The sequence below is a fragment of the Spirosoma arboris genome, from assembly GCF_009754945.1.
GTDB classification, from domain to species: domain Bacteria; phylum Bacteroidota; class Bacteroidia; order Cytophagales; family Spirosomataceae; genus Spirosoma; species Spirosoma arboris.
In genome coordinates, this window is record NZ_WPIN01000010.1 from 261,987 (window position 1) to 284,708 (window position 22,722).

Sequence of the window (22,722 nt, forward strand, 5' to 3'; positions counted from 1 at the left end):
CTAATTCATTGCTCAGTTTCTGGTTCACATCGAAACAAAACGACTGATTATAAGGTACTATACCCAGTGTAGTTCTTTATGTTCAAGGCCTGAATAGATATGCTTCAATTCGATAAACTTTCGCTCAATATACCCGATACCGGAAAACCTCGTGTTATCATTATCGGTGGTGGTTTCGGAGGAATGAATCTGGCTAAAGCCCTGCGCAATATTAATGTGCAGGTGGTGCTGTTCGATAAACAAAATTACAACGGTTTCTGGCCATTATTGTACCAGGTGGCTACGGCTGGTTTAGAGCCAGATGCCATTGCCGAGCCGTTTCGTAAAATGTTCGACGGCTTCGACGATTTTCATTATCGAATGGTGCGGGTGAATAAGATTGATCCAACTGCAAAAACGGTTACGACGCTGATTGGCGATTTACATTATGATTTTTTAGTCGTTGCCAGTGGGGCAAAATCTAATTACTTTGGCAATGAGCAGATTAAAAAATACGCCTTTCCTCTGAAAACGATTCCTGAAGCACTCAACGTCCGAAGTCAGTTTTTGCAATGTTTTGAACAGGCCAGTGTTACAACCGACTTTGCCGAACGAGAGAGTTTGCTCACTTTCGTCATTGCCGGGGCGGGTCCAACAGGCGTGGAAATGGCTGGTTCATTGGCCGAAATGCGCAAACACGTACTGCCCAGTGATTATCCAGGACTGGATTTCAGCCAGATGAGTATCTACGTTGTCGAAGGCTTGGGTAAAGTATTGCCACCAATGTCGGACGAAGCCGGGAAGAAAGCCCAACAGTATCTCGAAGATCTGGGGGTTATTGTTAAGCTGAATACAATGGTCGAATCGTATGATGGGGAGACGGTGACCTTCAAAGGGGGCGAACAAATCAGAACCCAGACGTTGGTTTGGGGGGCTGGCGTTACCGGTGCGCTCATCGACGGTATTCCAGCTGAAGCGATTGAAAAAGGGCGAATTCTGGTCGATCCAATTAATCGAGTGCAGGGTCTGACCGACGTATTTGCGATTGGCGACATCGCCTTTATGAAATTGAAAGACTATCCCAAAGGCCACCCCGGTGTGGCTCAGCCTGCCATTCAACAGGGAAAACATTTAGCGAAGAACCTCCAGCGAATTCTGAAAAACGAACCAACAACACCCTTCGAATATTTTGATAAGGGGTCGCTGGCAATTGTAGGGCGAAGCCGAGCGGTTGCCGATTTACCTGGTAAGATTCATCTAGGCGGCTTTATTGCCTGGATGGCCTGGTTATTCGTTCACATCTGGTATTTAGTCGGTTTCCGGAGCAAACTAATCGTATTCAGCAACTGGGTATATCGACTATTCACCTACGAACGCGGCACGCGTATTATCATTCGCCCGTTTGTTCGAAAAGACGACAAAGTTGGTCAGGAAATGGTGGAACAGAATGAGCAGGCTTAAAACCTAAAGTTTGCCCAGTGGATAATTAAAGCCGAACAGGTATTTGTATTGCAGCGAATAGAAATGGTGCGTAGCCAGGCCCTGATGGTCAGCACCAAGTTTGGTATTGGTGTAGTCTACCCAGGCGCCCTGTAAGTCGGTTTGTATAAAAAAGTACTTCAGTATATCGAGTTTAAATCCGCCACTCAATGCTGCTACCACACCATGATAGTGAAAATAACCATCGTCATTGTTACCTAGCACACTCGAAATCGTGTAAGAAATCAATGGCCCGGCACCAACTTTACCCATAGCACTCAGTTGAAAAGCTTTAGAATGCCATAGTTTTTGCCGCTTCACCAAGTTGAGCATCAGGTAATTATTGCCATTGGTGTGTTGTAAATGCACAAAATCAGGCGTTACGAGCGTGTCCTTATCAATCTGATGCCCCCTGATCTGGCCCTTTACGTGAATAACCTGATTATCAGTAACGATGTATTTAAGGTGATCCCAACTTAGTTCGATCCCCAGGTCGCGTTTATCATTGAAAAAATACCCCAGGTTCATGTCATACTGCGGTATCGTCAGCGCATTTGGCTTATAAAAACTTTCCATATCAGGCCGATCATGGGCCTTCGCATCAATAAACGTAAAGTCGTAGTTATCCGTCGTTGTATTGCGGAAATGGATCGTGCTTTTGGTGTACCAGTCGCGGTTATAGCCCCAGGTGAAATACAAACTACCGCGCTGTTTACCCAACTTGATTGAGTTTTCGGGGAATGACTGTTGGGCTAAAACAGGATATAGTAAAGAATAGAATAAACCAGTGATCAGTAAAGATTTACAGTTCATACAGTACACAATAAGTGACGGTGGTGAAATGGTATGCAGGTGACAAATGCTAAATAAAGCGTATTTCACCTGTTTGAGTTCCGTACCTACTGTATACAGATATCCCCCAATGTATATACCTAAGTGGCGTATCCATTGGGGGATAATTCAACCCTCTTACCAGCCAGGGCGACCATACCCGTAGTTACCGCTATAAGGTCGTGGAGGACGTGGTGGTGGACCATAAGGACGTCTGTATCCGTAATGACGCCCATAATTAGGTCTGCTATAATAAGTTGAGGTGCAGCTTGTCACAGACGTTATCATCATTACTGCTACTAAAAAGGCAAGCAATTTTGAAGTTTTCATGGCTATGAATCTATTTTTATGTAATTCGAAGGTTAGATAAGTAGAACACATAAAGGATTAAAATCGCTGATTAAGCTTCGATTAAAGCTCTAGAAGATAAGCGCGTCTGAAACGTTTGTCCCAAATTCGCGTTCCACTAGTATCACTTTCCTGATTACACCATGCGCTGTATCAATCTTCGCACTACCCTGATGGCAAGTGCTTTTCTAGCACTATTATCTGGTTCGTCACCAGCCCAATCCACATCCGATACTACTTCTAAAGGCGGCCCACTCGATTTGGGCAAGATGTGGACCTTCGATAATCCTCCCAAAGACTATTTTCAGAAGACCTATAACTTCACTCCCGACGAAAAATGGTTTGATGAAACGCGTCTGGCCTCACTCCGATTTGCAGATTACTGTTCCGCTTCGTTCGTCTCAGCAAACGGGCTTGTGATGACCAATCACCACTGCGCCCGCGAGTCGGGAACGGGTGTGACTCGGAAAGGAGAAGACCTCAATGCCACCGGTTTTTTTGCTAAAACAGCTGCTGAAGAGCGAAAAGTGGATGGCTTGTTCGTCGATCAATTAGTGAAGATTGAAGACATTACGAAGCGTATTCAGGATGCTATGGCCGGTGCGGCATCTCAACCAGAACAGGCACAGCTACAGGCACGTGAAGAGGCATTTACAGCTGTAAAACAGGAATATGGGCAAAAAGCAGGCTGGAAAGGGCTGGAGCTTCAGACCATAACGTTTTATAACGGAGGCCGCTATTCGATTTATGGCTTCAAACGATATACCGATGTGCGTCTGGTATTCATGCCTGAACTGCAACTTGGCTTTTTCGGTGGTGATTACGACAATTTTACCTATCCGCGTTATGCTCTCGACTGCTCATTCTTCCGGGTATATGATAATGGAAAGCCGTTGCAAACGACCCATTTTTTTAAGTTTAACCCGAATGGCGTTCGGGATGGCGAACCCATTTTTGTGATCGGTAATCCCGGTCATACGGAACGGCTAAAAACAGTAGCCGAACTCGAATTTGATCGCGATTTACAGACGCCTGCTACCATTCAACTTCTTAAAAACCGGTCGGCTGCACTGCAAGCCTACAATGCAACCGCTAAAAACGATAGTGTTCTGAACGAAATCTTTAGCTACGAAAACAGCCTGAAAGCCTATGGTGGACAACTCGAAGGGTTGCGCGATGCCAGCTTGCTGGCGCGTAAAGCTGTTTTCGAAAACCAGTTTAAGGCAGCTGCCAAAGCCAAAAATCTTCCAGCTGATCAACTCAGAACCTGGGACGAAATTGCTACTAGTACGGCTCAGTTGCGTGCTATTTTTAAAGACGCAAATTATCTCGCTCCAAGTGAGCGCACGATGGGTGAGCTAATGACATTCGCTAATGTAGCTACTCAGTTTAGCGAATTGCTGGCTTCACGCCCACAGGATGCCGAGCGCGCCCGTTCGCTGATGGTCGCGCCAGAAGTGACCGATATGGGATTGGAAGAGGCTTACCTGGCAGCTCACCTGACTGAAGCACAAGCAGCCCTTGGGAATGATGATCCCTACGTAAAAGCGGCTCTAACTGGACCCGATGGCAAAAGTCGTAGCCCGAAAGAAGCAACGGCTTATCTCGTAAAAAATACGAAGCTTACCGATCCAGCTTTTCTGAAGGAATTATCTACCCGACCGAATATTGCCAGTTCGTCCAACGATCCAATGCTGGCTTTGGCTAAAATAGGCTTTCCTCGTTATGTGACAGCCGCCCGGCAAGCTCGGCAGCTTACACAACGGCAAGAGGTTTTGCGTGGGCAGTTGGGACGCATGCTCTATGATGTGTATGGTACAGCTGTGCCACCTGACGCCACTTTTTCGCTTCGGATTAACGATGGGGTTGTTCAATCGTATAACTACAATGGCACAAAAGCTCCTATCCTGACCACCTTTGCTGGCCTGTATGATCGGAATTATTCCTTTGCTAATAAAGCGCCCTGGGATTTGCCAGCTCGCTGGAAAAATCCGCCGATGGAGTTGTTGAAACAGCCTATGTGCTTTATCTCCACGAACGATATTATTGGCGGAAACTCCGGTAGCCCAATGATTAACAAAAATCGGGAAGCAGTAGGCTTGGCATTTGACGGGAATATGGAAAGCCTACCCGGCGAGTTCATTTTTGTGCCTGATCTAAACAGAACCATTTCGGTACATACAGGCGGAATCATTGCGGCCATGCGATATATTTACAAAGCAGACCGACTGGTAAATGAGCTGATTGGCGCGCCCGCTAAGCCAGTTTCCGTAAAGAAATAACGACTGCAAATACAGTTGAATTGCTATCCGTTTGAGCGGGTTAAAACAGATTTTTACCTGTTTTAACCCGCTCAATTCGCTTTAACGCATTATATTTATAACAAACACCCACCCAAGCCAATGACCAAATCTGAAATTCCAGTGATGCCCCAGTTTTTCGACCGGTATATCAATATCGCCGATAACGTATTTATCATGGAGGCTCTCACTCAATCGGCATCGTTTGAGAGTTTGATGCCAGCCTACAAACTCGAAGCCATCGGCGATCTTCGGTATGCGCCCGAGAAATGGATGGTAAAAGACATTGTGCAGCACGTTATTGATAACGAGCGTATTATGTCGTACCGAGCGTTACGCTTTGCCCGAAATGATCAGACCAGTTTACCTGGCTATGATGAAGAATTGTTTGGTAAAAATTCCCGCGCCACCCGACGAACTATCCCTGATTTATACGCCGAATATGCCGATGTCAGACAGTCGACCATTGCGCTCTACAAAAGCTTCGACAATGAAATGCTGCTCCGTAGTGGCATCTGTTTTCACCAGACTATTTCTGTGCTGGCCTTAGGCTTTGTGATCGTGGGTCATGCTCAGCATCATGCTAATATTATTCGGGAACGCTATTTGCCACTTCTTACCAAACTATGATTAAACAAACCTTCCTCTTCATCGCCATCACGGCGCAGGCCGTTTGCGCCCAGACTAAATCAAAAATAACAGCTACCGACCTCACACGAATTAGGCAGATCGGTGGTATCGAACTGGCCCCCGACGGGCAACGGGCCGTTTACACGCTCACAACCATTGAAACTAATCCTGATCAAAAGGAGGAGTATGACTACAAAACGCACATTTATTTAACAGGCCTGAAGCCGGGCGATACGAAAGCGCTAACACGTGGCCCCGAGTCAGCACGACAAGCTACCTGGTCGCCCGATGGGAAATGGCTGGCTTTTGTCCGGACGGTGAAAGCAAAAAGTCAGATCTTCATCATGTCGTTGGATGGGGGCGAAGCCTGGCAGTTGACGAATAGTACTTATGGAGCCTATAATCCGCTTTGGTCGCCCGATGGAAAACGGATTGCGTTTACGGGCGGTGTAACCATGGCCCAGATGCTGACGGATTCGTTATTAAATCCAGCCAAAGGCGGACCGTCCTGGTCGCTCGAAAAACCGGGTTTTACCAATAATAATTTTATTAAGGTCGATAAAAAAGTAAAGCCTAATCCTGACGGTTCGCTGGCTGAAATTCGCGCTTATCTGAATAAAGATGTTGAGGATAAAAAGGCGAAAGTTATTAACCGACTTAATTTTCAAGGTGAAGCCACAACCGAGCCGGATATAACCTTTACACATTTATACGTAATCGATGTGGCCGAGGGAGCAACGCCCAAACCTTTGACGCGAGGCTATTCGTCTTATGGTGCCGCCAACTGGCTTCCCAATGGACAAGGTTTATTGGCCGTAACCGACCGCGATTCGCTCAAACACCCCGACCGTGAGCAGGATAATGCTATTTTCTTTATTTCGGCGGACGGTTCTGGCAAAAAAACGCTGGTTCTCGGCGAAGAAGGCAAAAGTTATGGTGCGCCAGAAATATCGCCAGATGGTAAGCAACTGGCGTTTCTGGTTAGCCCATCGGAAGGAGTCAATTTCTCGCAAATTGGTCTGGCAACGCTCAACGGCTCAACAGCTTCGGGTACCCAACTTGTTACCTTCGACCGGGCTGCCGGAAATCTGGTTTGGGCAACGCTATCCAGCTCGGCAAAAGGTAAAAAAGCCGTTACAAGTGATGTTATCTACTTTACGGCTTCGTCGAATGGAGGAGCCCCACTGTATCGGCTTGATCCCGCTACCCGTCAGGTTACCCAACTAACCGATTTTGAAAGTGGTGTTACCGGTTTCGATGTAGTAGGCAATCGGGTGGTTATCGCTAAAACCGAAGTAGCGAATCCATCGGAACTCTATGTAACGGATGAAACTGCCAAAGCGCAAACAAAACTGAGCAATCATAACGACTGGGTTGCCCAACGGCAGCTTAGTCTCCCTCAAAAACGCACCTATAAAAACTCGCTTGGCCAAACGGTGGATTACTGGATTATGAAGCCGACGGTTTTTGAGGCCAATAAAAAGTATCCGCTCCTACTAAATATGCACGGTGGCCCAACCGCTATGTGGGGACCAGGCGAGCAGTCCATGTGGCATGAGTTTCAGTATATGTGTGCACAAGGATATGGCGTCGTCTATGCGAATCCGCGCGGGTCGGGCGGGTACGGCATCAATTTCCAACGAGCCAACATTAAGGATTGGGGCACTGGGCCAGCAGAGGATGTTCTGGCCGCCGAAAGCGACGCAGCGAAAGAAGCCTGGGTTGACACCAGTCGGCAGGTGATTACAGGAGGGTCGTATGCGGGCTATCTCACCGCCTGGATCGTTGGGCATGATAATCGGTTCAAAGCGGCCTTCGCACAACGGGGCGTGTATGATCTCACAACTTTCCTGGGCGAAGGCAATGCCTGGCGGCTCATTCCGAGCTACTTCGCTTATCCCTGGTCTGCCGATGCCAAGGTGTTGGAGACCAATTCACCCTACACCTTCGTGCAGAATATTAAAACACCTCTGCTAATTAAGCATGGCGAAAATGATCTTCGCACGGGCCCTATTCAGAGCGAAATGATGTATAAAAGTCTTAAAATATTAGGTCGCCCAGTGGAGTATGTGCGCATGCCCGGTGCCACGCACGAACTAAGTCGATCAGGTAATGTTCGGCAACGCATTGACAGAATACTGCGAATTTATGAATTCTTCGAGCGGTATATAGGCCCCGATTCGCAGGTATTAACGCAGAAGTAATGAAGTAAGGCGGGTCCCACCCGCCTTACGTTTTTGCTAGAAATGAACCGCAAACTAAAGGAGAATGACATTCAATTCTTTATTTCTATAAGTTTATGACCATCATTAACCTGCTCAGATCATGACTGTTCGCTGTTTGTTTTTTTGCCTGCTTTTTTTGACAACTGTCAGTTTTGCACAAATCGCAAACGATAATACCCTAAAGGCGCAGATTGACGGAAAGGAATTTACGACGCAGCCACGCCGAATTAAGATTGCCAATTTCTGGTGGATAACGGCTAATACGGTAAAACCTGACAAATCGCTTCGAATATGGTTGGGGCGCTTCGATAAAAGTGATGTTCTCGAATCGGGTACCTATCTGGTCGTTGACGCCGACAAGCCAGACACCAAAGAAAATAAGAAGAAATACGAAGATATGGGCAAGTATAAAGGCATTGCCGTCATTAAATACGTCGAAGAAACCAAAGAGCCTCGTATGGAGTATCACGTCGGTAAGTCGAAAAATGCCGATGAGACAATACAGGTTAAAATGGGGACCGATGGTTTTCTGGAAGCTACCTTTTCTGGTACATTGGAAGGCAGCTATTGGAAAGAAAAAGCAACTGCTACCGTTTTTGGCGGCATGGGTCGCCTAATGAACAAGATGCAGGATAAAGCTATTACGAAGGCTTCGGGCTATGATTCCGATATTGATCCCGAAGGAAACGGCTATAAAAAGCAGGAAAAAGTAGACCAAATCGTCATCTCGAACGGCACATTCAGATTGAAATTGAATTAAACATGTTTGGTTGTATCCCAGATGCGAATGGGTCATTTTTGTTGATCAACTCTATTTTTGTCTTCATGTCAGCAAACGACTGATATGAAGACTTTTTTTTACGTGATTTGTATCTATGAGTAAACAGCAGGAATCGCTCGAAGAGGCACATAAGTTTCATTACTGGAAAACCCAGATGGAAGCAAATGGCATGAAAATCAATGCCATTAATGATTTTTATATTCGTCGAAGACACAATGGTGAAGTGTTGTTCGCCATGCTCGAAGTGGACGCGGATACGCCTGAAGGCGACAAAATTCCCCCTGCACTATTTCTGAAAGGCCACGCAGCATCGATGCTGGTTTGCCTGATTGACAAAGATACCCGCGAGAAATTTGTGGTATTGGTGAAACAACGACGTATTGCCGATGGCTCGCAAACCTATGAGCATCCTGCCGGAATGGTTGACGCCAGTGATGATCCCGGCGATGTAGCCGCTCGTGAAATTGGCGAAGAAATTGGCCTTACTGTTATGGCCGATGAGTTGACGAAGCTAAACCCACGGGTTTGGTTTCCCAGCACCGGCACCAGCGACGAAGGGATGCACTTTTTCTATATCGAGAAAGAAATGGCTCGTGACGAAATCATGGCGTTTCACCTCAAAAATATGGGAAGTGAGGCAGAGCATGAGCGTATTGTCAGTGTAGTGGCTACGTTGCCAGAATCGCATAAGCTCATCACCAATGTGAACGGATTACTGCTTAATTTTCTCTATCTGAAACATGTAGGAGATTATGAGACGATGAAGTTGCTATAGACAAAGCAACTATATGCAGTTAACTCATACATGTTGACTTCGACTACAAACCACGAACTACAAACTGAGAATAGAATGGATGAATTCATGCAGGAGGCTATTAATCAGGCCCGAAAAAGTTTGAGCGAAGGTGGTATTCCCATCGGCTCGACACTGATTAAAAATGGAAAATTGGTGGCATCTGGTCATAATAAGCGTGTGCAGGAAGACAACCCAATTTTGCACGGTGAAATGGATTGTCTGAATAATGCAGGGCGCGTCGGGTCGTTTCGTGACACAGTTATTTACTCCACGTTGATGCCGTGTTATATGTGCGCTGGAACCATTGTACAATTCAAAATTCCGAAAGTGATTGTCGGCGAATCGCGGACCTTTCCGGGAGCACGGGAATTCATGGAGCAGCATGGGGTAGAGGTGATCGATCTTGACCTACCCGAATGCGTTGAGATGATGAATCAGTTCATTGCCGAAAAACCAACACTCTGGAACGAAGACATCGGAGAGTTATAAGTGGCATGCTTATGTTACCTATCCAGTTAAGATACGTCACATAAGCCATTGCTATAACTAACCGGACTCGTGCGATTTTCTGTATTTTTCATTGCGTTTGCCATAGGATATTCTTATTCCCTTAACGTACTAGCGCAACGATCAGAAATCTGGCGTGAAAAGCCCGGAACCTGGCTGTTGAACACGGGTTTAGGTACAACGAAATATACAGGAGATTTGAGTGAGCTGGGGAATATTGCTCACTTACAACTGGGATTGGGTGTCAATATAGCTGCAACCTATCGGATTTCTCAACAGCTTTCGTATCGGGCAGAGGTTCAGCTTTATTATATCTATGCCCACCAAAAATACACCCGAAATTTCTACAACAATCTATCGTTCAGAAGTCTGAATCCTGATATTTGGACGGGTATGCAGGTGGATCTATGGCCTGTCAACGATCCTCATCGGGCCACTATTCCCTATGTGCTTCTAGGTGCTGGTATAACCTACATGCGACCGAAAGCGGTCTATAAGGATAAATCGTACGGGCTATCCGTACTCCAAACCGAAGGTGTAGCTTATAATCAACTGGCGGGTATTGTTCGCTATGGATTCGGGATACCACTCCTGGCTAATGAGCGATTTCGATTTATGCTTGAGGGGACATACACACATGTTTTAAGCGATTATCTGGACGATGTTAGCTCGGTTTACCCTGATCGTAGCAGCATGAGCTCATTGGCAGCCGCCCTATCCGACCGACGTGCTGAACTAGGTACAACGCCTAATGAACCTGGTGAACAACGGGGCAATACGGGTAAAAATGATGGATATTTTATGGTATCGGGTCGTCTGATCTTCGTTATCATTACACCAGGCCAGCGGAGCTACCGCCGGCAAATTGGTCGTTAGGCTTTTGGGGGCTTTTGCTGTATTTTTGGGCTAAAACCCGGCAGCAATGCCTTTCCTAACCGAATGAGTCCAGCAATTTTTATAGATGCCCTTCAAAACGAACTCCAATCTATTCAGTACGGGGAATCTCCGCCCGAACTCTATGACCCCATTCGATATATTATGAATCTTGGTGGTAAGCGCATGCGGCCTTTATTGACCCTTATGTCGACTTACCTGTTTACTGACGACTGGAAAAAAGCGGTTCGGCCCGCGTTGGGCGTAGAGGTCTTCCACAATTTTACCCTCATGCACGATGATATTATGGATCAGGCTCCCTTGCGTCGGGGGAACCCCACTGTGCATGAAAAATGGAATGGGAATACGGCTATCCTGTCTGGAGATGTGATGCTGGTCAATGCGTATCAACTGCTGCTATCGATCGAAGCGGATAAACTAAAGCCTGCTTTAGAGCGCTTTAGCCGGACCGCAGCTGAGGTTTGTGAGGGCCAGCAGATGGATATGAATTTTGAAACTCGCTGGGACGTTACCGAAGCCGAATATATCGACATGATTCGCCTGAAGACGTCGGTCTTGTTAGGCTATGCGCTTGAACTTGGCGGTTTAATTGCTGGAGCTGATGCTGAAACAACCCGTCATCTTTATGAAGGTGGGATGAACATTGGTGTTGGTTTTCAGTTAAAAGATGATTTGCTTGATGTATATGGTGACCCTATCAAGTTTGGTAAACAAGTTGGTGGCGACATTATCGCCAACAAAAAAACCTTTTTACTCATAAAAGCACTCCAGCAAGCTCAGGGATCAATCCGGGATGAACTAACCGACTGGCTAACCCGAAAAACCTTTGACAAAGTTGAAAAAGTGCAGGCTGTCACGGCTATATACGACCAGTTAGGTATTCGCCAACAGACCGAAACTCGTATTAACGACTATTTTGCCCGGGGATTTGCCAACTTCGATCAAATCAATGCCGAGTCTGACCGGAAGAATTTGTTGATTCAATTCACTCGCCAATTAGTCGAACGCGAAAGCTGAGAAAAGATGTATGATATAGGATATATGAGGTATGCTAGCTATTCTCTATATAATACTTCATATATCCTACATCCTATACCATACATAAAATCATGAGCATAACCATTATTATCATTGTTGTCACGGTCCTCGTTAGTGTTCTGGCCTGGAGAGATTACAGCCTTATGGATCGGTTTATAATGAACCCCTATCGAATAGCAAGTCGGGGGGAGTATTATCGATTGATCACGTCAGGTTTTCTACATGCCGACTGGGGACACTTGTTGTTCAACATGATTAGCTTCTACTTCTTTGCTAGTTTTATTGAGCAACTATTTTATTACTTATTTGCGGGAAGCGGTGCGGTATACCTAGTTGGATTTTACTTAGCTGCCATTTTAGTATCTGACATTCCTACCTTTCTAAAGCATCGAAACGATCCGGGGTACAATTCGCTGGGCGCATCGGGGGGCGTATCTGCCATTATTTTTGCCGCTATTCTATTTCGACCTTTAACGCCTATCTCCCTGTTTTTTCTCCCGATCGGTATCCCTGGATTCATTTTTGGACCATTGTATCTTGCTTATTCTTACTACGAAGCTCGTCGTGGAGGTAGTAATATTAATCACGATGCTCACTTCTATGGAGCATTATTCGGTATCGTGTTTATGATTATTGTGTACCCACAAGTGCTCCCTGATTTTTTCGAACAGATTGCTGGCTGGCGCCTGTTTTAGTAAATACGATCCTATTGTCGACTTACTATGTTCAGCCTGTTCAATCAACCATACCCATCCACAAATATGCCTATGCAGGAACTGCGTAAGGCTGCGGTAATTGGGCTATTCGTTGGTTTGTTTTTGCTGATCTTTCAGCCGTTTGGGATTAACCTATGGGAGACACCGAATAAAGCGCTTAAAGTAATAGGTTTTGGCGCTGTTACATTTGTTATAACGGCCATCAATTTTGTCATTTGGCCACGGCTATTCCCAAAGCTATTCGCAGAACAAACCTGGACAATTGGGCGTGAAATTCTGTTCGTAACAACAAATGTTTTGCTGATTGCCATTGCTAACCGACTTTATCTGTCAGGGTTGCTGGAACCTAAAGAGGAGAGTGGTTTGAACTGGCTAAATATGATTGTCGTGACTTTCCTGATCGCTGTATTTCCTGTAACAGGTCTGGTATTACTCAATTATATTCGGGAGCTCAAAAAATACAGTCGCGCTGCCGCCGATCTGCCAATTCATAGTTCAGTTACAGATAACATTCCTACAATGAATACGGTAGTTACAGCTGCGTCTGAATTACCAGATTCTATAGTAACGCTGGTGGCTGATAATGAGAAAGACAAACTGACTCTACCAATCGAATCCCTGGTTTTTATCGAGTCCAGCGATAATTATTGCACTGTCGTTTATCTTAAAAATGAGCAGCCTGCTAAACCGCTTCTACGGAGCAGCTTGAGTCGATTAGAAAAACAGATTGCCCAACCGCACATTGTCCGGTGTCATCGTTCCTATGTGGTTAATCTTAATCGGGTTGAGCGCGTAACGGGTAATGCACAAGGTTACAAACTTCACTTACTAGGTGGGCAGTTTCAACTACCCGTGGCCAGACAGTATAACGAAACGCTGGTTGCCGAGCTGAAAGCGTTGTAAAATAGCCCTCTGTTCGTCCCTAAAGCCGTTTTTAGTTGCCAAACATCCCTAAAATTGCTGTTCACCCCTTTTAGTTGCAGCAGGTTGGCGAGCCGATGTAAGTTTGTCTCAACGAACGACAAGCACACAAACGGCTATGAAAACGCTGATTATTTCTCTCCTCATTATCCATATCGCTACCGGTTTCACTGCCTTGCTGGTTGGCCTGATCCCTATGTTTTCTAAAAAAGGCAGCCAACTACATAATCGGACCGGGCTGATCTATGTGTATTGCATGATTACCGTTGCGATAACGGCGTTGCTATTATGCGGCTTACAGCCCTTCAAAATGATGCGTCTGTTCCTGACAGGTATCGCTGTCTTTAGTTTTTACTTAAGCATGACGGGCTGGCGCGCAACGAAGCAGAAAAAGACAGGTCCAACATCATTCGATAAGGGACTTACCTTCATAACACTGATGGTCAGCGTGGGAATGATTGGCTTTGGCGTGTATTTATTGGCGCTAAATGGAGCATCATTCTTCCCGATTTTATTCTCTTTTTTCGGGGTGCTGACATTGACATTTGCCGGACGTGATGTCAAACAAATGACGCAGCCTACGGAAAAAATGCATTGGTTTTTTCAGCATTTCACGCGGATGGGTGGTTCTTATATTGCCACATTTACAGCCGCTTTGGTCACGAATCTGGCTCGTATACTGCCTGACAATGCGCCCGATTGGGCTGGTACTCTTGGCTGGATCGCCCCAAGCATCATTGGAGGAATGCTAATTGGCAGAACAGTGCGGTATTATAAGAAGAAATTTAGTGCTGTGAAGACGCCCGTAGTCGCCTAATCATTTTTGTAATGACTCTTTGGCGGTTGGCAGTGCTTTTTCAGCCCAAAGCTTCATTTGTTTACCTGAATAATGCAGGCCATCAGAAGCAAATTGTGTTTCATCACCTGAAGCTGACCGGGTCAGCGGAGTAATGTCAACGAAAGTAATGGCTGCTTTCTCACACTCATCTCTGGCAATGGTATTGAACTGGTCAATCTCCTGAGCGATTCTAGCTTTGCTCTGGCCAGCGGCATAGGGTGAATAACCCCAATCGGGAATCGATAAGACAAAAACGTGTGCCGTTTTACCTCCGGCAAACTTGGTGGCCGTTTGCAGCAACTCTCGAAACTCAGTTCGATACGTATCCTGACTCTGACCACGATATTGATTGTTGACGCCAATTAGCAACGAAACCAGACTATATGTTTTCTGATTGCCACTGGCTTTAATCGCATCCTGCAGTTCAGATGTTGTCCAGCCGGTACGAGCAATAATATCCGGGCTTGCTATATCCAAACCGTCTTTGCGTAAAAGCCCAGCTAATTGAACGCTCCAGCGATCAGTTTCTGAAACGCGTTCCCCAATGGTATAGGAATCGCCAAGTGATAGGAAGCTATATTTCGATGCATCAGCGTTCGGATTTTCGATCATGTCGTGTTGGGTGCAGGCTAGTAAAATTATCTGAACCAGGATTTGTGTGATTAGTTGGATTGTCATGATTTAGAGAAACGTTGATGCCTAGTTACAATAAACGATTTGTGCCCTAAATCAGATTTAAAGAATCTGATTTAGGGCACAAAATCATGATAATCATTTAGATCAAGAAAATCCCGGTTCGGATTACTCCTGTTCCAGCAAAAACGCCTTAATGAATGGGTCAAGGTCGCCATCCAGCACGGCTTCTGTATTAGACGTTTGGTAACCCGTGCGATGGTCTTTCACCCGCCGATCATCCAATACGTAAGAACGTATTTGGGAGCCCCACTCGATTTTCTGCTTGCTGGCTTCTACTTCGGCGCGGGCCGCGTTCCGCTTCTGCACCTCGATTTCGTAGAGTTTTGATTTCAGTAAGCGTATGGCCACCTCCTTATTCTGCAACTGACTCCGTTCCTGCTGACACTCAATAATCAAACCCGACGGTTTGTGCTTCAGTCGGACAGCCGTTTCTACTTTGTTCACATTCTGTCCACCAGCACCACCCGATCGGAACGTATCCCAGTCAATATCGGCCGGATTGACTTCAATGTTAATCGTATCGTCAATTAATGGGTAAGCATATACCGAGGCAAATGATGTATGCCGTCGGGCGTTGGAGTCGAACGGAGAAATGCGCACCAGGCGGTGAACACCATTCTCGGATTTTAGAAAGCCGTAGGCAAGTGCACCATCGACCTCAATCGTAGCTGATTTAATACCAGCTGTATCGCCCTCCTGATAATCGACCTGTTTTAATCCGTAACCATGTTTTTCGGCCCAGCGCATATACATGCGATAAAGCATATCAGCCCAGTCCTGACTTTCTGTACCACCTGCCCCGGCGTTTATTTCGAGGACTGCACTAAGCTGATCTTCCTCATTACCGAGCATTTTTTTGAGTTCAAGGTCGTCAAGCGTGTCTTTAAGCTTACTCCCTTCCTCGTCCACTTCTTCCTCACTCACATCGCCGGCTTCGTAGAATTCGAATAGCGTTTCGAGATCGCCGAACTGGCTATTCAATTTCTCATAACCGCTGGTCCAGCCTTTCAGGGCACGAACCTGCTTCATTACGCCTTCGGCACGGGCAGCATTGGTCCAGAACTCAGGTTGAAAGGTTTGCTGCTCGAGTTCAGCTAATTGTTCTTTCTTGGCATCGTAGTCAAAGATACCTCCTTAGAGCCTCTACTCTGGCTCTCAAGTCGGTCAACTGGTCGGTTGTCATGAACTTGTCGTATTGTTAAAAAAATAATCTCCGTGTCCTAAATTAGGATCACAAAGATAGAACAAAAGAAAGTGGGGGAGAGGTTTCAGCAGATGTGTATAGGAATTTGCCTGCTTTGTCGCTAGCTTTCTTATGTAAAACCTTTCTCGGGCTATGAAATACAGTTTACTGATTCTGATCCCTTTACTCTTAATTTCATGGATTGCCTTAGGGCAAATTGACTCGTCTAAAGCATCTGTGTGTGGATTCGGTTTACTATGGCAACAGCAGCGTGCACGTGACCCATTATTTGTCCAGCGGTTAAATCAATCCGAAGCCACTTTTCAACAGCAAATTGCCCGCCAGCGTGGTGCACGGGTTGCGCAGGAAACTGTTTATACACTTCCCGTAGTCGTTCACGTAATCCATAATGGCGAATCTATCGGTAGTGCTAACAATCCTTCTGACGCGTCTATCCAGGCTATGATTGGCGTACTGAATGCTGGCTTTCGCAAGAGCTTTCCGCAATCGGGTGGGGTTGATATAGGTATTCAGTTTCAACTAGCTATGCGGTCGCCCCAGTGTGGTAGTACCTCCGGTATTAATCGGGTAAACGGCAGTAGCGTAACGAATTATACAAGCGGTGGCATTGCCATTGGAACGTATGGGGGTAGCGCCGACGAAGTGGCCGTAAAGTCGCTCAGTCGTTGGCCTAATACAGATTACATTAACATCTGGATTGTAAATAAGATTAATGGAGATGCCAACGCCGGTGGTTTTGCTTTTTTTCCTGAGTACAACTCCGCGCTCAATGATGGTATTGTGGTCTGTGCTGGCACAGTTACCAGTACGAACAAAACCATTGTTCACGAAATGGGGCACGTCTTCAATTTGTATCACACCTTCCATGACTATGATAATGGGAATGAAACAACCTGCCCTCCATCAACTTCCTGTACAACTACCGGCGACCGCGTTTGCGATACCGAACCAGTGTTGAATAGTACCTGTGGAGTTACATCAAATACTTGTACAGGGGCTGCGTTTCAGATAGCCGATGCAAGCATGAATTATACCGTACTGAACAATTACATGGGCTATACGAGCTGCCAATGGATGTTTACGCAAGGTCAGAAAGATCGAATGCGAACGGCACTATTAGCGTTTCGGGGTGGATTATTGAGTTCTGGTGCATTATCGGCTCCAGCAGCTAGTCCGCCTACAGTTTGTTCCGTTTCGGCCGCGAATGGATTGTCGCCTTATTATGGGGTTGGGCGATTGACCTTCAACACACTTGATGTCTATTCTAATTCTTCGATGGCCGACGGTGCTTTTTATGTGGATCGGACCTGTAACCAACGCACTACGCTTACTGCGGGGCAGTCGTACTCATTAGCAGTCCAGGGTACTTACAATAACTACCAGTATTTACGAGCGTACGTAGATTATAACGCAGACGGTGATTTCAATGATGCTGGCGAAACACTGATGACAACTTCGGCAGGTAGCGCAACGGTTATTGTAACTGTGCCTGCTGCTGTCAATGTTAAAATAAATACACCATTACGGCTCCGAATTATTGCAGATAACCCTAATCCTACGGGGCAAGCACCTACACCCTGCAATCTGGTAGGTACATCGTCCGTAAATGAGGGAGTTGGACAGGTGGAGGACTATACCGTTGTTGTTCAACGGCGTACTGTTATTTCAGTCGCATCGGGTAGTTGGGCAACACCAGCCACTTGGTCCTGTACCTGTGTGCCCACTTCTGCTGATATTGTTTCGGTACAGTCCGGGCATATTGTGTCGATTAGTAGTGGCATGAAGCAGGCCCTAAATCTAACGCTCCAAGGGAGATTGCAATATGCAGTGGGTGGGCAATTACAATTGACAGGTAATTAAGACGAATAGCCCCGTATCAACTTTTCGACCTACCTTTGTGTTCTGTAATCACGGACATTACACATTTTTCATTATATATTTTTCATAAAACTAATGGCTTCACAGTACGACGTAATCGTTGTGGGTAGCGGGCCTGGCGGCTATGTAGCTGCTATCCGGGCGTCGCAGTTAGGATTGAAAACCGCCGTTGTCGAGCGCGAGAGCCTTGGCGGCATTTGTCTGAACTGGGGCTGTATCCCAACCAAAGCCCTGCTTAAATCAGCGCAGGTTTTTGAGTATATCAAGCATTCGGCCGATTACGGAATCACCGTTTCGGGTGAATCGAAAGCTGATTTTGGTGCAGTTATTAAGCGGAGTCGGGGCGTGGCTGATAGCATGAGCAAAGGCGTTCAGTTCCTGATGAAGAAAAATAAAATTGATGTTATCAATGGTTTTGGTAAGGTAAAACCCGGTAAGAAAGTCGACGTAACGGCGGCTGATGGAAAAGTTACCGAATACGAAGCCAAGCACATCATTATTGCTACTGGAGGCCGTGCACGTCAATTGCCGAGTGTCCCTATCGATGGCAACAAAGTGATTGAATATCGCAAAGCCATGACGCTGGATAAGAAGCCAGATAGCATGCTTGTGATTGGGTCAGGTGCGATTGGCGTTGAGTTTGCTTACGTCTACGCTAGCATGGGTACGAAAGTGACAATCATCGAGTTTCTGCCAAACGTAGTACCCGTTGAAGACGAAGACATCTCGAAAGAGCTGGCAAAACAGTACAAAAAGATCGGCATCGATATTTATACCAAGTCGGAGGTGACGAAAGTAGACACCAGTGGCAGCGGATGTAAAGTGTTTGTAAAAACACCCGATGGCGAAAAAACCTTTGATGTCGACGTTGTGCTATCGGCTGCGGGTGTTGTTGCCAATATCGAAAACATCGGTTTGGAAGAAGTCGGAATTACGGTTGATCGGGGCAAAATCGTTTCCGATGATTATTACCGCACCAATGTTGAAGGCTATTATGCCATCGGCGACGTAACAAAAGGCCAGGCGCTGGCGCACGTAGCTTCTGCCGAAGCGATCATTTGCGTTGAGAAAATTGCTGGGCTACCACACGTAGAACCGCTGAACTACAATAACATCCCCGGCTGTACGTACTGCACACCTGAAATTGCATCGGTAGGTTATACTGAGAAAGCCGCTCGCGAAGCGGGTTATGAGCTAAAGGTGGGTAAATTTCCTTTCACCGCATCGGGTAAAGCGAAAGCTGCTGGCGCACCAGAAGGTTTCGTGAAAGTTATTTTCGATGCCAAATACGGTGAGTTCCTGGGCGCTCACTTCATTGGCACCAACGTAACCGAAATGATTGCGGAGGTAGTGGCGGCTCGTAAACTGGAAACGACTGGGGAGGAAATCCTGAAAACGGTTCACCCGCACCCAACCATGTCGGAAGCAATTAAAGACGCTACCGAAGCCGCCTACGGTGAAGCAATTCACTTGTAATATTTTTCGTCTGTCATTTTATGCTTGTCATTCCGACGAAAGGAGGAATCTCAAGCCTCCCTATTAATCAAGCTCGAGATTCCTCCTTTCGTCGGAATGACAAGCATAAAATGACAAAAACAAAAAAGGCTACTAGTATCCAACTAGCAGCCTTTTTTGTTGACACTTGTAGTGCTATTTCAGGATTTTCCAGTGCATCAATCCAAGCTTTGTGAAGAAATAAAACAATGAAGTGCGTAGGACACCGAGGCCGTAGATGGAACTGCGTCGGAAGTTGATGGAGGAAGCTTCATCAAAATACTTGGTGGGGCAGGTAACTTCGCCAATTTCGTAACCCTTATAGAAAATCTGGGCGATCATTTCGTTATCGAAAATGAAATCATCGGAATTATGCGTGAAATCCAGATTGCGAAGGACTTCGCCAGAAAACGCCCGGTAGCCTGTATGATATTCAGAAAGCTTCTGATTCATGAGGATATTCTGCGTGAGCGTCAGAAACCGATTGGCAATGTATTTATACATTGGCATGCCTCCCTTTAAAGCACCCTTCCCCAAAATACGCGAGGCAAATACAACCGGATACAGTCCATTGCCAATAATCGTAATCATAGCAGGCAGTAGCAAGGGTGTGTACTGATAATCAGGGTGAAGCATGACTACAATGTCGGCACCAAGCTCAATCGCTTTAGCGTAACAGGTCTTCTGGTTGCCGCCGTAGCCTTTATTCCGATCATGCCGAATAACATGCCGAATGCCCAGACGACGAGCTACTTCAACGGTATTATCGGGACTGGCATCATCAACTAAAATAACGTCATCAACTAAGTCAAGCGGAATTTCACGGTAGGTACGTTCCAGCGTTAGGGCTGCCCGGTAGGCGGGCATGACCACAATCACTTTTTTCTCATTAAACATAGGGCAAAATTAAGAGGTGGGTATTACTGTACCAATATTTTTAACAATAGCAGCCGTTTCCTTCAGGATATTGGGCGTAGATTTGTTGTTTAACCGACAGTACTACCTGATCCAGGCCTTAATTGGCTGTATATTTAGCAATTATGTTTTCCAGCGAAACTATATTTTTTCTTGCCTTTGCCGCTTTTGTCCTTCTTATAATGATCGTAGACCTTGGGGTTTTCTCCAAGAAGAAAAGTCATGTTGTTCAGTTTAAAGAGGCTGCCATCTGGAGTGCTATCTGGGTTGCTTTATCCGTTGGCTTCTATTTTTTTCTGCAATATTTCGGTTACCTGGTTCATGGTATCGATACATTTGCCCGCCTTCAGGAAGTACGTGACCTATATGCTGATCATGTTAAACTCGTTCCCGGCAATTTTGCTGCCAGTTTAGAGAGCTTTCAGGCCAACATGGCTTTAGAATACATAACTGGTTATCTGGTAGAATATTCACTCTCTGCCGATAATATTTTTGTATTTATACTGATATTCAGCTCCTTTGGTGTTCATGAGCGCTATTACAAAAAGATTTTGGTGTGGGGTATTCTGGGAGCAATTATACTACGATTTATTTTTATTTTCCTGGGTTCCGCGTTGATTCAGCGCTTCGAATGGATCATGTACCTCTTTGGCGCTTTTTTGGTTTACACAGGCGTTCAATTGTTCTTTCAGAAAGAGGAAGACGAGAAAATTGATCCTGCTCAGCACCCCGTAATTCGGTTTGCCAGCAAGTACCTGAATGTTTACCACCGCAATGTGACGGATAATTTTTTCATCCGCCGAAAGTCAGATAGAAAGATATTCGTGACTCCTCTATTTCTGATCGTTATTGTCGTTGCTTTTACCGATTTAGTGTTCGCGGTTGACTCAATTCCAGCTATTTTCTCGATTACAAAAGACCCATACATTGTCTTTTTCTCCAATGTATTTGCCATCATGGGACTACGTTCCATGTTTTTCTTCCTGTCGAGCATTATGAGCCAGTTCCGTTTCCTGAAAGTTGGGCTGGCGGTGCTGTTGACGTTTATTGGCGCTAAAATGCTGGCTGAGCATTGGCTGGCGGGTTTAGGTTTCAAACCCGTTTACTCGTTGTATATTATTATTGGTATCCTGGGTGTCAGTATTCTAGCTTCCTGGTTGATACCGGAAAAGAAAGAGGAAAACTAATTTTTGGACAACGATCTGAAATCGCTGGTATTGGAGATAATTCATCAGTCCAACACTTAAGATGCTATAGGCTGGTGGCTGTTGACCTATGCCTATTCTGGAATTAACCCAGTTTTGAGTCCATACACTCTTCTGGCAAAATCGGCTTAAACAGACTTCGGTCAGCACTTTGACGAATTCCTGCGCATTTAATTTCTGTTAAATTTTATCAAGAATTTTTTCCTGAGTAAATCCATTTTTTCCTAATTTTCGTTATAGTGATGTGTAATCGCTTGTAAGTATGAAAATTATGTCAGAATCGCGATTTCTCTCATTTTCCAATCGGTATTGTTCTACAGTTCCGGTTAGCACGACCGGCTCATTGTGGGCGGGTTATGGAGGATGGCGTTATACTGGTTGCTCTTTTTTGCTTAGGAGACGGATCGATCAGCCCAAACCACATAGCTCTGGGGCTGCCTGCCAATTTATACGGCCAGGGATTGACTACGATTCCATTCCATTTTCGTCACGCCTGTTACGTTCCGTTTTTCGGACCTGGTCCCGAATTGATGAAACGTTACTGTCATTCAGGATTGGGAAACCGACATCGCGATTGGCAGCTTAATATTTTCTTGATTAGTCATGGAAGTCCCAAAAGAATACTTAACTCTAAGCGGTCCCTGGACGTTAGTTTTATTAGTCTCCGTATCGCTCTTCTGCATTGTTATCGAGAGTCTTGGAAGATTGGTTTTTAATCTTGTTTGGTGATCGATTGTGGATTTTGTGGTATACGCACACACTTATGTGGAAAATGTACCCCTTTTTCCACACGTACTGTCCTGAAGTAAAAAGTATATAATTACTGCAAGTTATTGACTATCAGGGTATTTATGGTAGAGTAAGTAAGTTGGCGCAATTTGTGCTATAGGGTAATTAATAATATGAACTAGCTAGCTGCCAGCAACACAAGGTAGCATATTCATAGATTACCTACTCAACGTTAAGAAAACTGGAAGAAAGAAGCCTGGTCGTAACCAGGCTTCTTTTGCTTTAGACGTGCCTGGGAGCGACTTTCCTGAACGGATA

Annotated in this window: 19 protein-coding genes; 15 read left to right on the forward strand and 4 right to left on the reverse strand. The window is 45.6% G+C overall.

Annotated elements, in window-relative coordinates; translation table 11 throughout:
- Window positions 1-99 precede the first annotated feature (99 nt).
- Window positions 100-1,440 carry an NAD(P)/FAD-dependent oxidoreductase gene (locus tag GO755_RS25225; protein ID WP_157588077.1) on the forward strand — a complete coding sequence of 447 codons (1,341 nt, stop codon included), beginning with the start codon at window positions 100-102 and terminating at the stop codon, window positions 1,438-1,440.
- Window positions 1,441-1,443: 3 nt separating this feature from the next.
- Here the strand turns inward: GO755_RS25225 and GO755_RS25230 are convergent, their stop codons facing one another.
- Window positions 1,444-2,271 (reverse strand): hypothetical protein, encoded by an 828-nt coding sequence (locus GO755_RS25230; RefSeq protein WP_227687078.1) that lies wholly within the window; start codon window positions 2,269-2,271, stop codon window positions 1,444-1,446.
- 509 nt (window positions 2,272-2,780) lie between these two features.
- Between GO755_RS25230 and GO755_RS25235 the strand changes: the two genes are divergently transcribed.
- The 11 genes from GO755_RS25235 (at window position 2,781) to GO755_RS25285 (ending at window position 14,262) form a co-directional block, all read left to right on the forward strand.
- Window positions 2,781-4,919, forward strand: a complete 2,139-nt coding sequence (locus GO755_RS25235; RefSeq protein ID WP_157588078.1) for a S46 family peptidase — start codon at window positions 2,781-2,783, stop codon at window positions 4,917-4,919.
- A gap of 120 nt (window positions 4,920-5,039) precedes the next feature.
- Window positions 5,040-5,567 (forward strand): DinB family protein, encoded by a 528-nt coding sequence (locus GO755_RS25240; RefSeq protein WP_157588079.1) that lies wholly within the window; start codon window positions 5,040-5,042, stop codon window positions 5,565-5,567.
- Complete coding sequence (locus GO755_RS25245; RefSeq protein ID WP_157588080.1) at window positions 5,564-7,771, forward strand: S9 family peptidase; 2,208 nt, start codon at window positions 5,564-5,566, stop codon at window positions 7,769-7,771. The genes GO755_RS25240 and GO755_RS25245 overlap by 4 nt, the downstream gene beginning before the upstream one ends.
- 121 nt (window positions 7,772-7,892) lie before the next feature.
- A complete protein-coding gene (locus GO755_RS25250) occupies window positions 7,893-8,552 on the forward strand; it encodes a hypothetical protein (protein WP_157588081.1) in 660 nt (219 codons plus the stop codon).
- Window positions 8,553-8,667: 115 nt separating this feature from the next.
- Window positions 8,668-9,348, forward strand: coding sequence for an NUDIX hydrolase (locus GO755_RS25255; RefSeq protein ID WP_157588082.1), 681 nt, complete (start codon window positions 8,668-8,670; stop codon window positions 9,346-9,348).
- A 75-nt stretch (window positions 9,349-9,423) separates the two neighbouring features.
- A complete protein-coding gene (locus GO755_RS25260; protein ID WP_157588083.1) occupies window positions 9,424-9,858 on the forward strand; it encodes a nucleoside deaminase in 435 nt (144 codons plus the stop codon).
- Window positions 9,859-9,927: 69 nt separating this feature from the next.
- Window positions 9,928-10,752 (forward strand): hypothetical protein, encoded by an 825-nt coding sequence (locus tag GO755_RS25265; RefSeq protein ID WP_317165960.1) that lies wholly within the window; start codon window positions 9,928-9,930, stop codon window positions 10,750-10,752.
- 63 nt (window positions 10,753-10,815) lie between these two features.
- Window positions 10,816-11,787, forward strand: coding sequence for a polyprenyl synthetase family protein (locus tag GO755_RS25270; RefSeq protein ID WP_157588084.1), 972 nt, complete (start codon window positions 10,816-10,818; stop codon window positions 11,785-11,787).
- A 92-nt stretch (window positions 11,788-11,879) separates the two neighbouring features.
- A complete protein-coding gene (locus tag GO755_RS25275) occupies window positions 11,880-12,503 on the forward strand; it encodes a rhomboid family intramembrane serine protease (protein ID WP_157588085.1) in 624 nt (207 codons plus the stop codon).
- A 66-nt stretch (window positions 12,504-12,569) separates the two neighbouring features.
- On the forward strand, window positions 12,570-13,427 hold the full coding sequence (locus tag GO755_RS25280; RefSeq protein ID WP_227687079.1) for a LytR/AlgR family response regulator transcription factor: 858 nt from the start codon (window positions 12,570-12,572) through the stop codon (window positions 13,425-13,427).
- Window positions 13,428-13,563: 136 nt separating this feature from the next.
- Entirely contained in the window at window positions 13,564-14,262 is a 699-nt protein-coding gene (locus tag GO755_RS25285; protein ID WP_157588087.1) for a DUF2306 domain-containing protein, read from the forward strand.
- On the opposite strand, the gene GO755_RS25290 is transcribed toward GO755_RS25285, so the two are convergent.
- Window positions 14,263-14,895, reverse strand: a complete 633-nt coding sequence (locus tag GO755_RS25290; protein ID WP_157588104.1) for an SGNH/GDSL hydrolase family protein — start codon at window positions 14,893-14,895, stop codon at window positions 14,263-14,265.
- A gap of 189 nt (window positions 14,896-15,084) precedes the next feature.
- Window positions 15,085-16,162, reverse strand: a protein-coding gene (gene prfB / locus GO755_RS25295; protein ID WP_157588088.1) for a peptide chain release factor 2 whose coding sequence is annotated in 2 segments (ribosomal slippage) — window positions 15,085-16,101 and window positions 16,103-16,162 — 1,077 coding nt in all. Because the reading frame shifts where the segments join, the coding sequence is not laid out codon by codon here.
- Window positions 16,163-16,315: 153 nt separating this feature from the next.
- On the opposite strand from prfB, the gene GO755_RS25300 reads away from it, so the two are divergent.
- Window positions 16,316-18,043, forward strand: a complete 1,728-nt coding sequence (locus GO755_RS25300) for a M43 family zinc metalloprotease (RefSeq protein WP_157588089.1) — start codon at window positions 16,316-16,318, stop codon at window positions 18,041-18,043.
- A gap of 93 nt (window positions 18,044-18,136) precedes the next feature.
- A complete protein-coding gene (gene lpdA, locus GO755_RS25305) occupies window positions 18,137-19,537 on the forward strand; it encodes a dihydrolipoyl dehydrogenase (RefSeq protein WP_157588090.1) in 1,401 nt (466 codons plus the stop codon).
- Between the two features lie 174 nt (window positions 19,538-19,711).
- Here the strand turns inward: lpdA and GO755_RS25310 are convergent, their stop codons facing one another.
- Window positions 19,712-20,452, reverse strand: a complete 741-nt coding sequence (locus tag GO755_RS25310) for a glycosyltransferase family 2 protein (protein WP_157588091.1) — start codon at window positions 20,450-20,452, stop codon at window positions 19,712-19,714.
- A gap of 143 nt (window positions 20,453-20,595) precedes the next feature.
- On the opposite strand from GO755_RS25310, the gene GO755_RS25315 reads away from it, so the two are divergent.
- Window positions 20,596-21,657, forward strand: coding sequence for a TerC/Alx family metal homeostasis membrane protein (locus GO755_RS25315; protein ID WP_157588092.1), 1,062 nt, complete (start codon window positions 20,596-20,598; stop codon window positions 21,655-21,657).
- Window positions 21,658-22,722 lie beyond the last annotated feature (1,065 nt).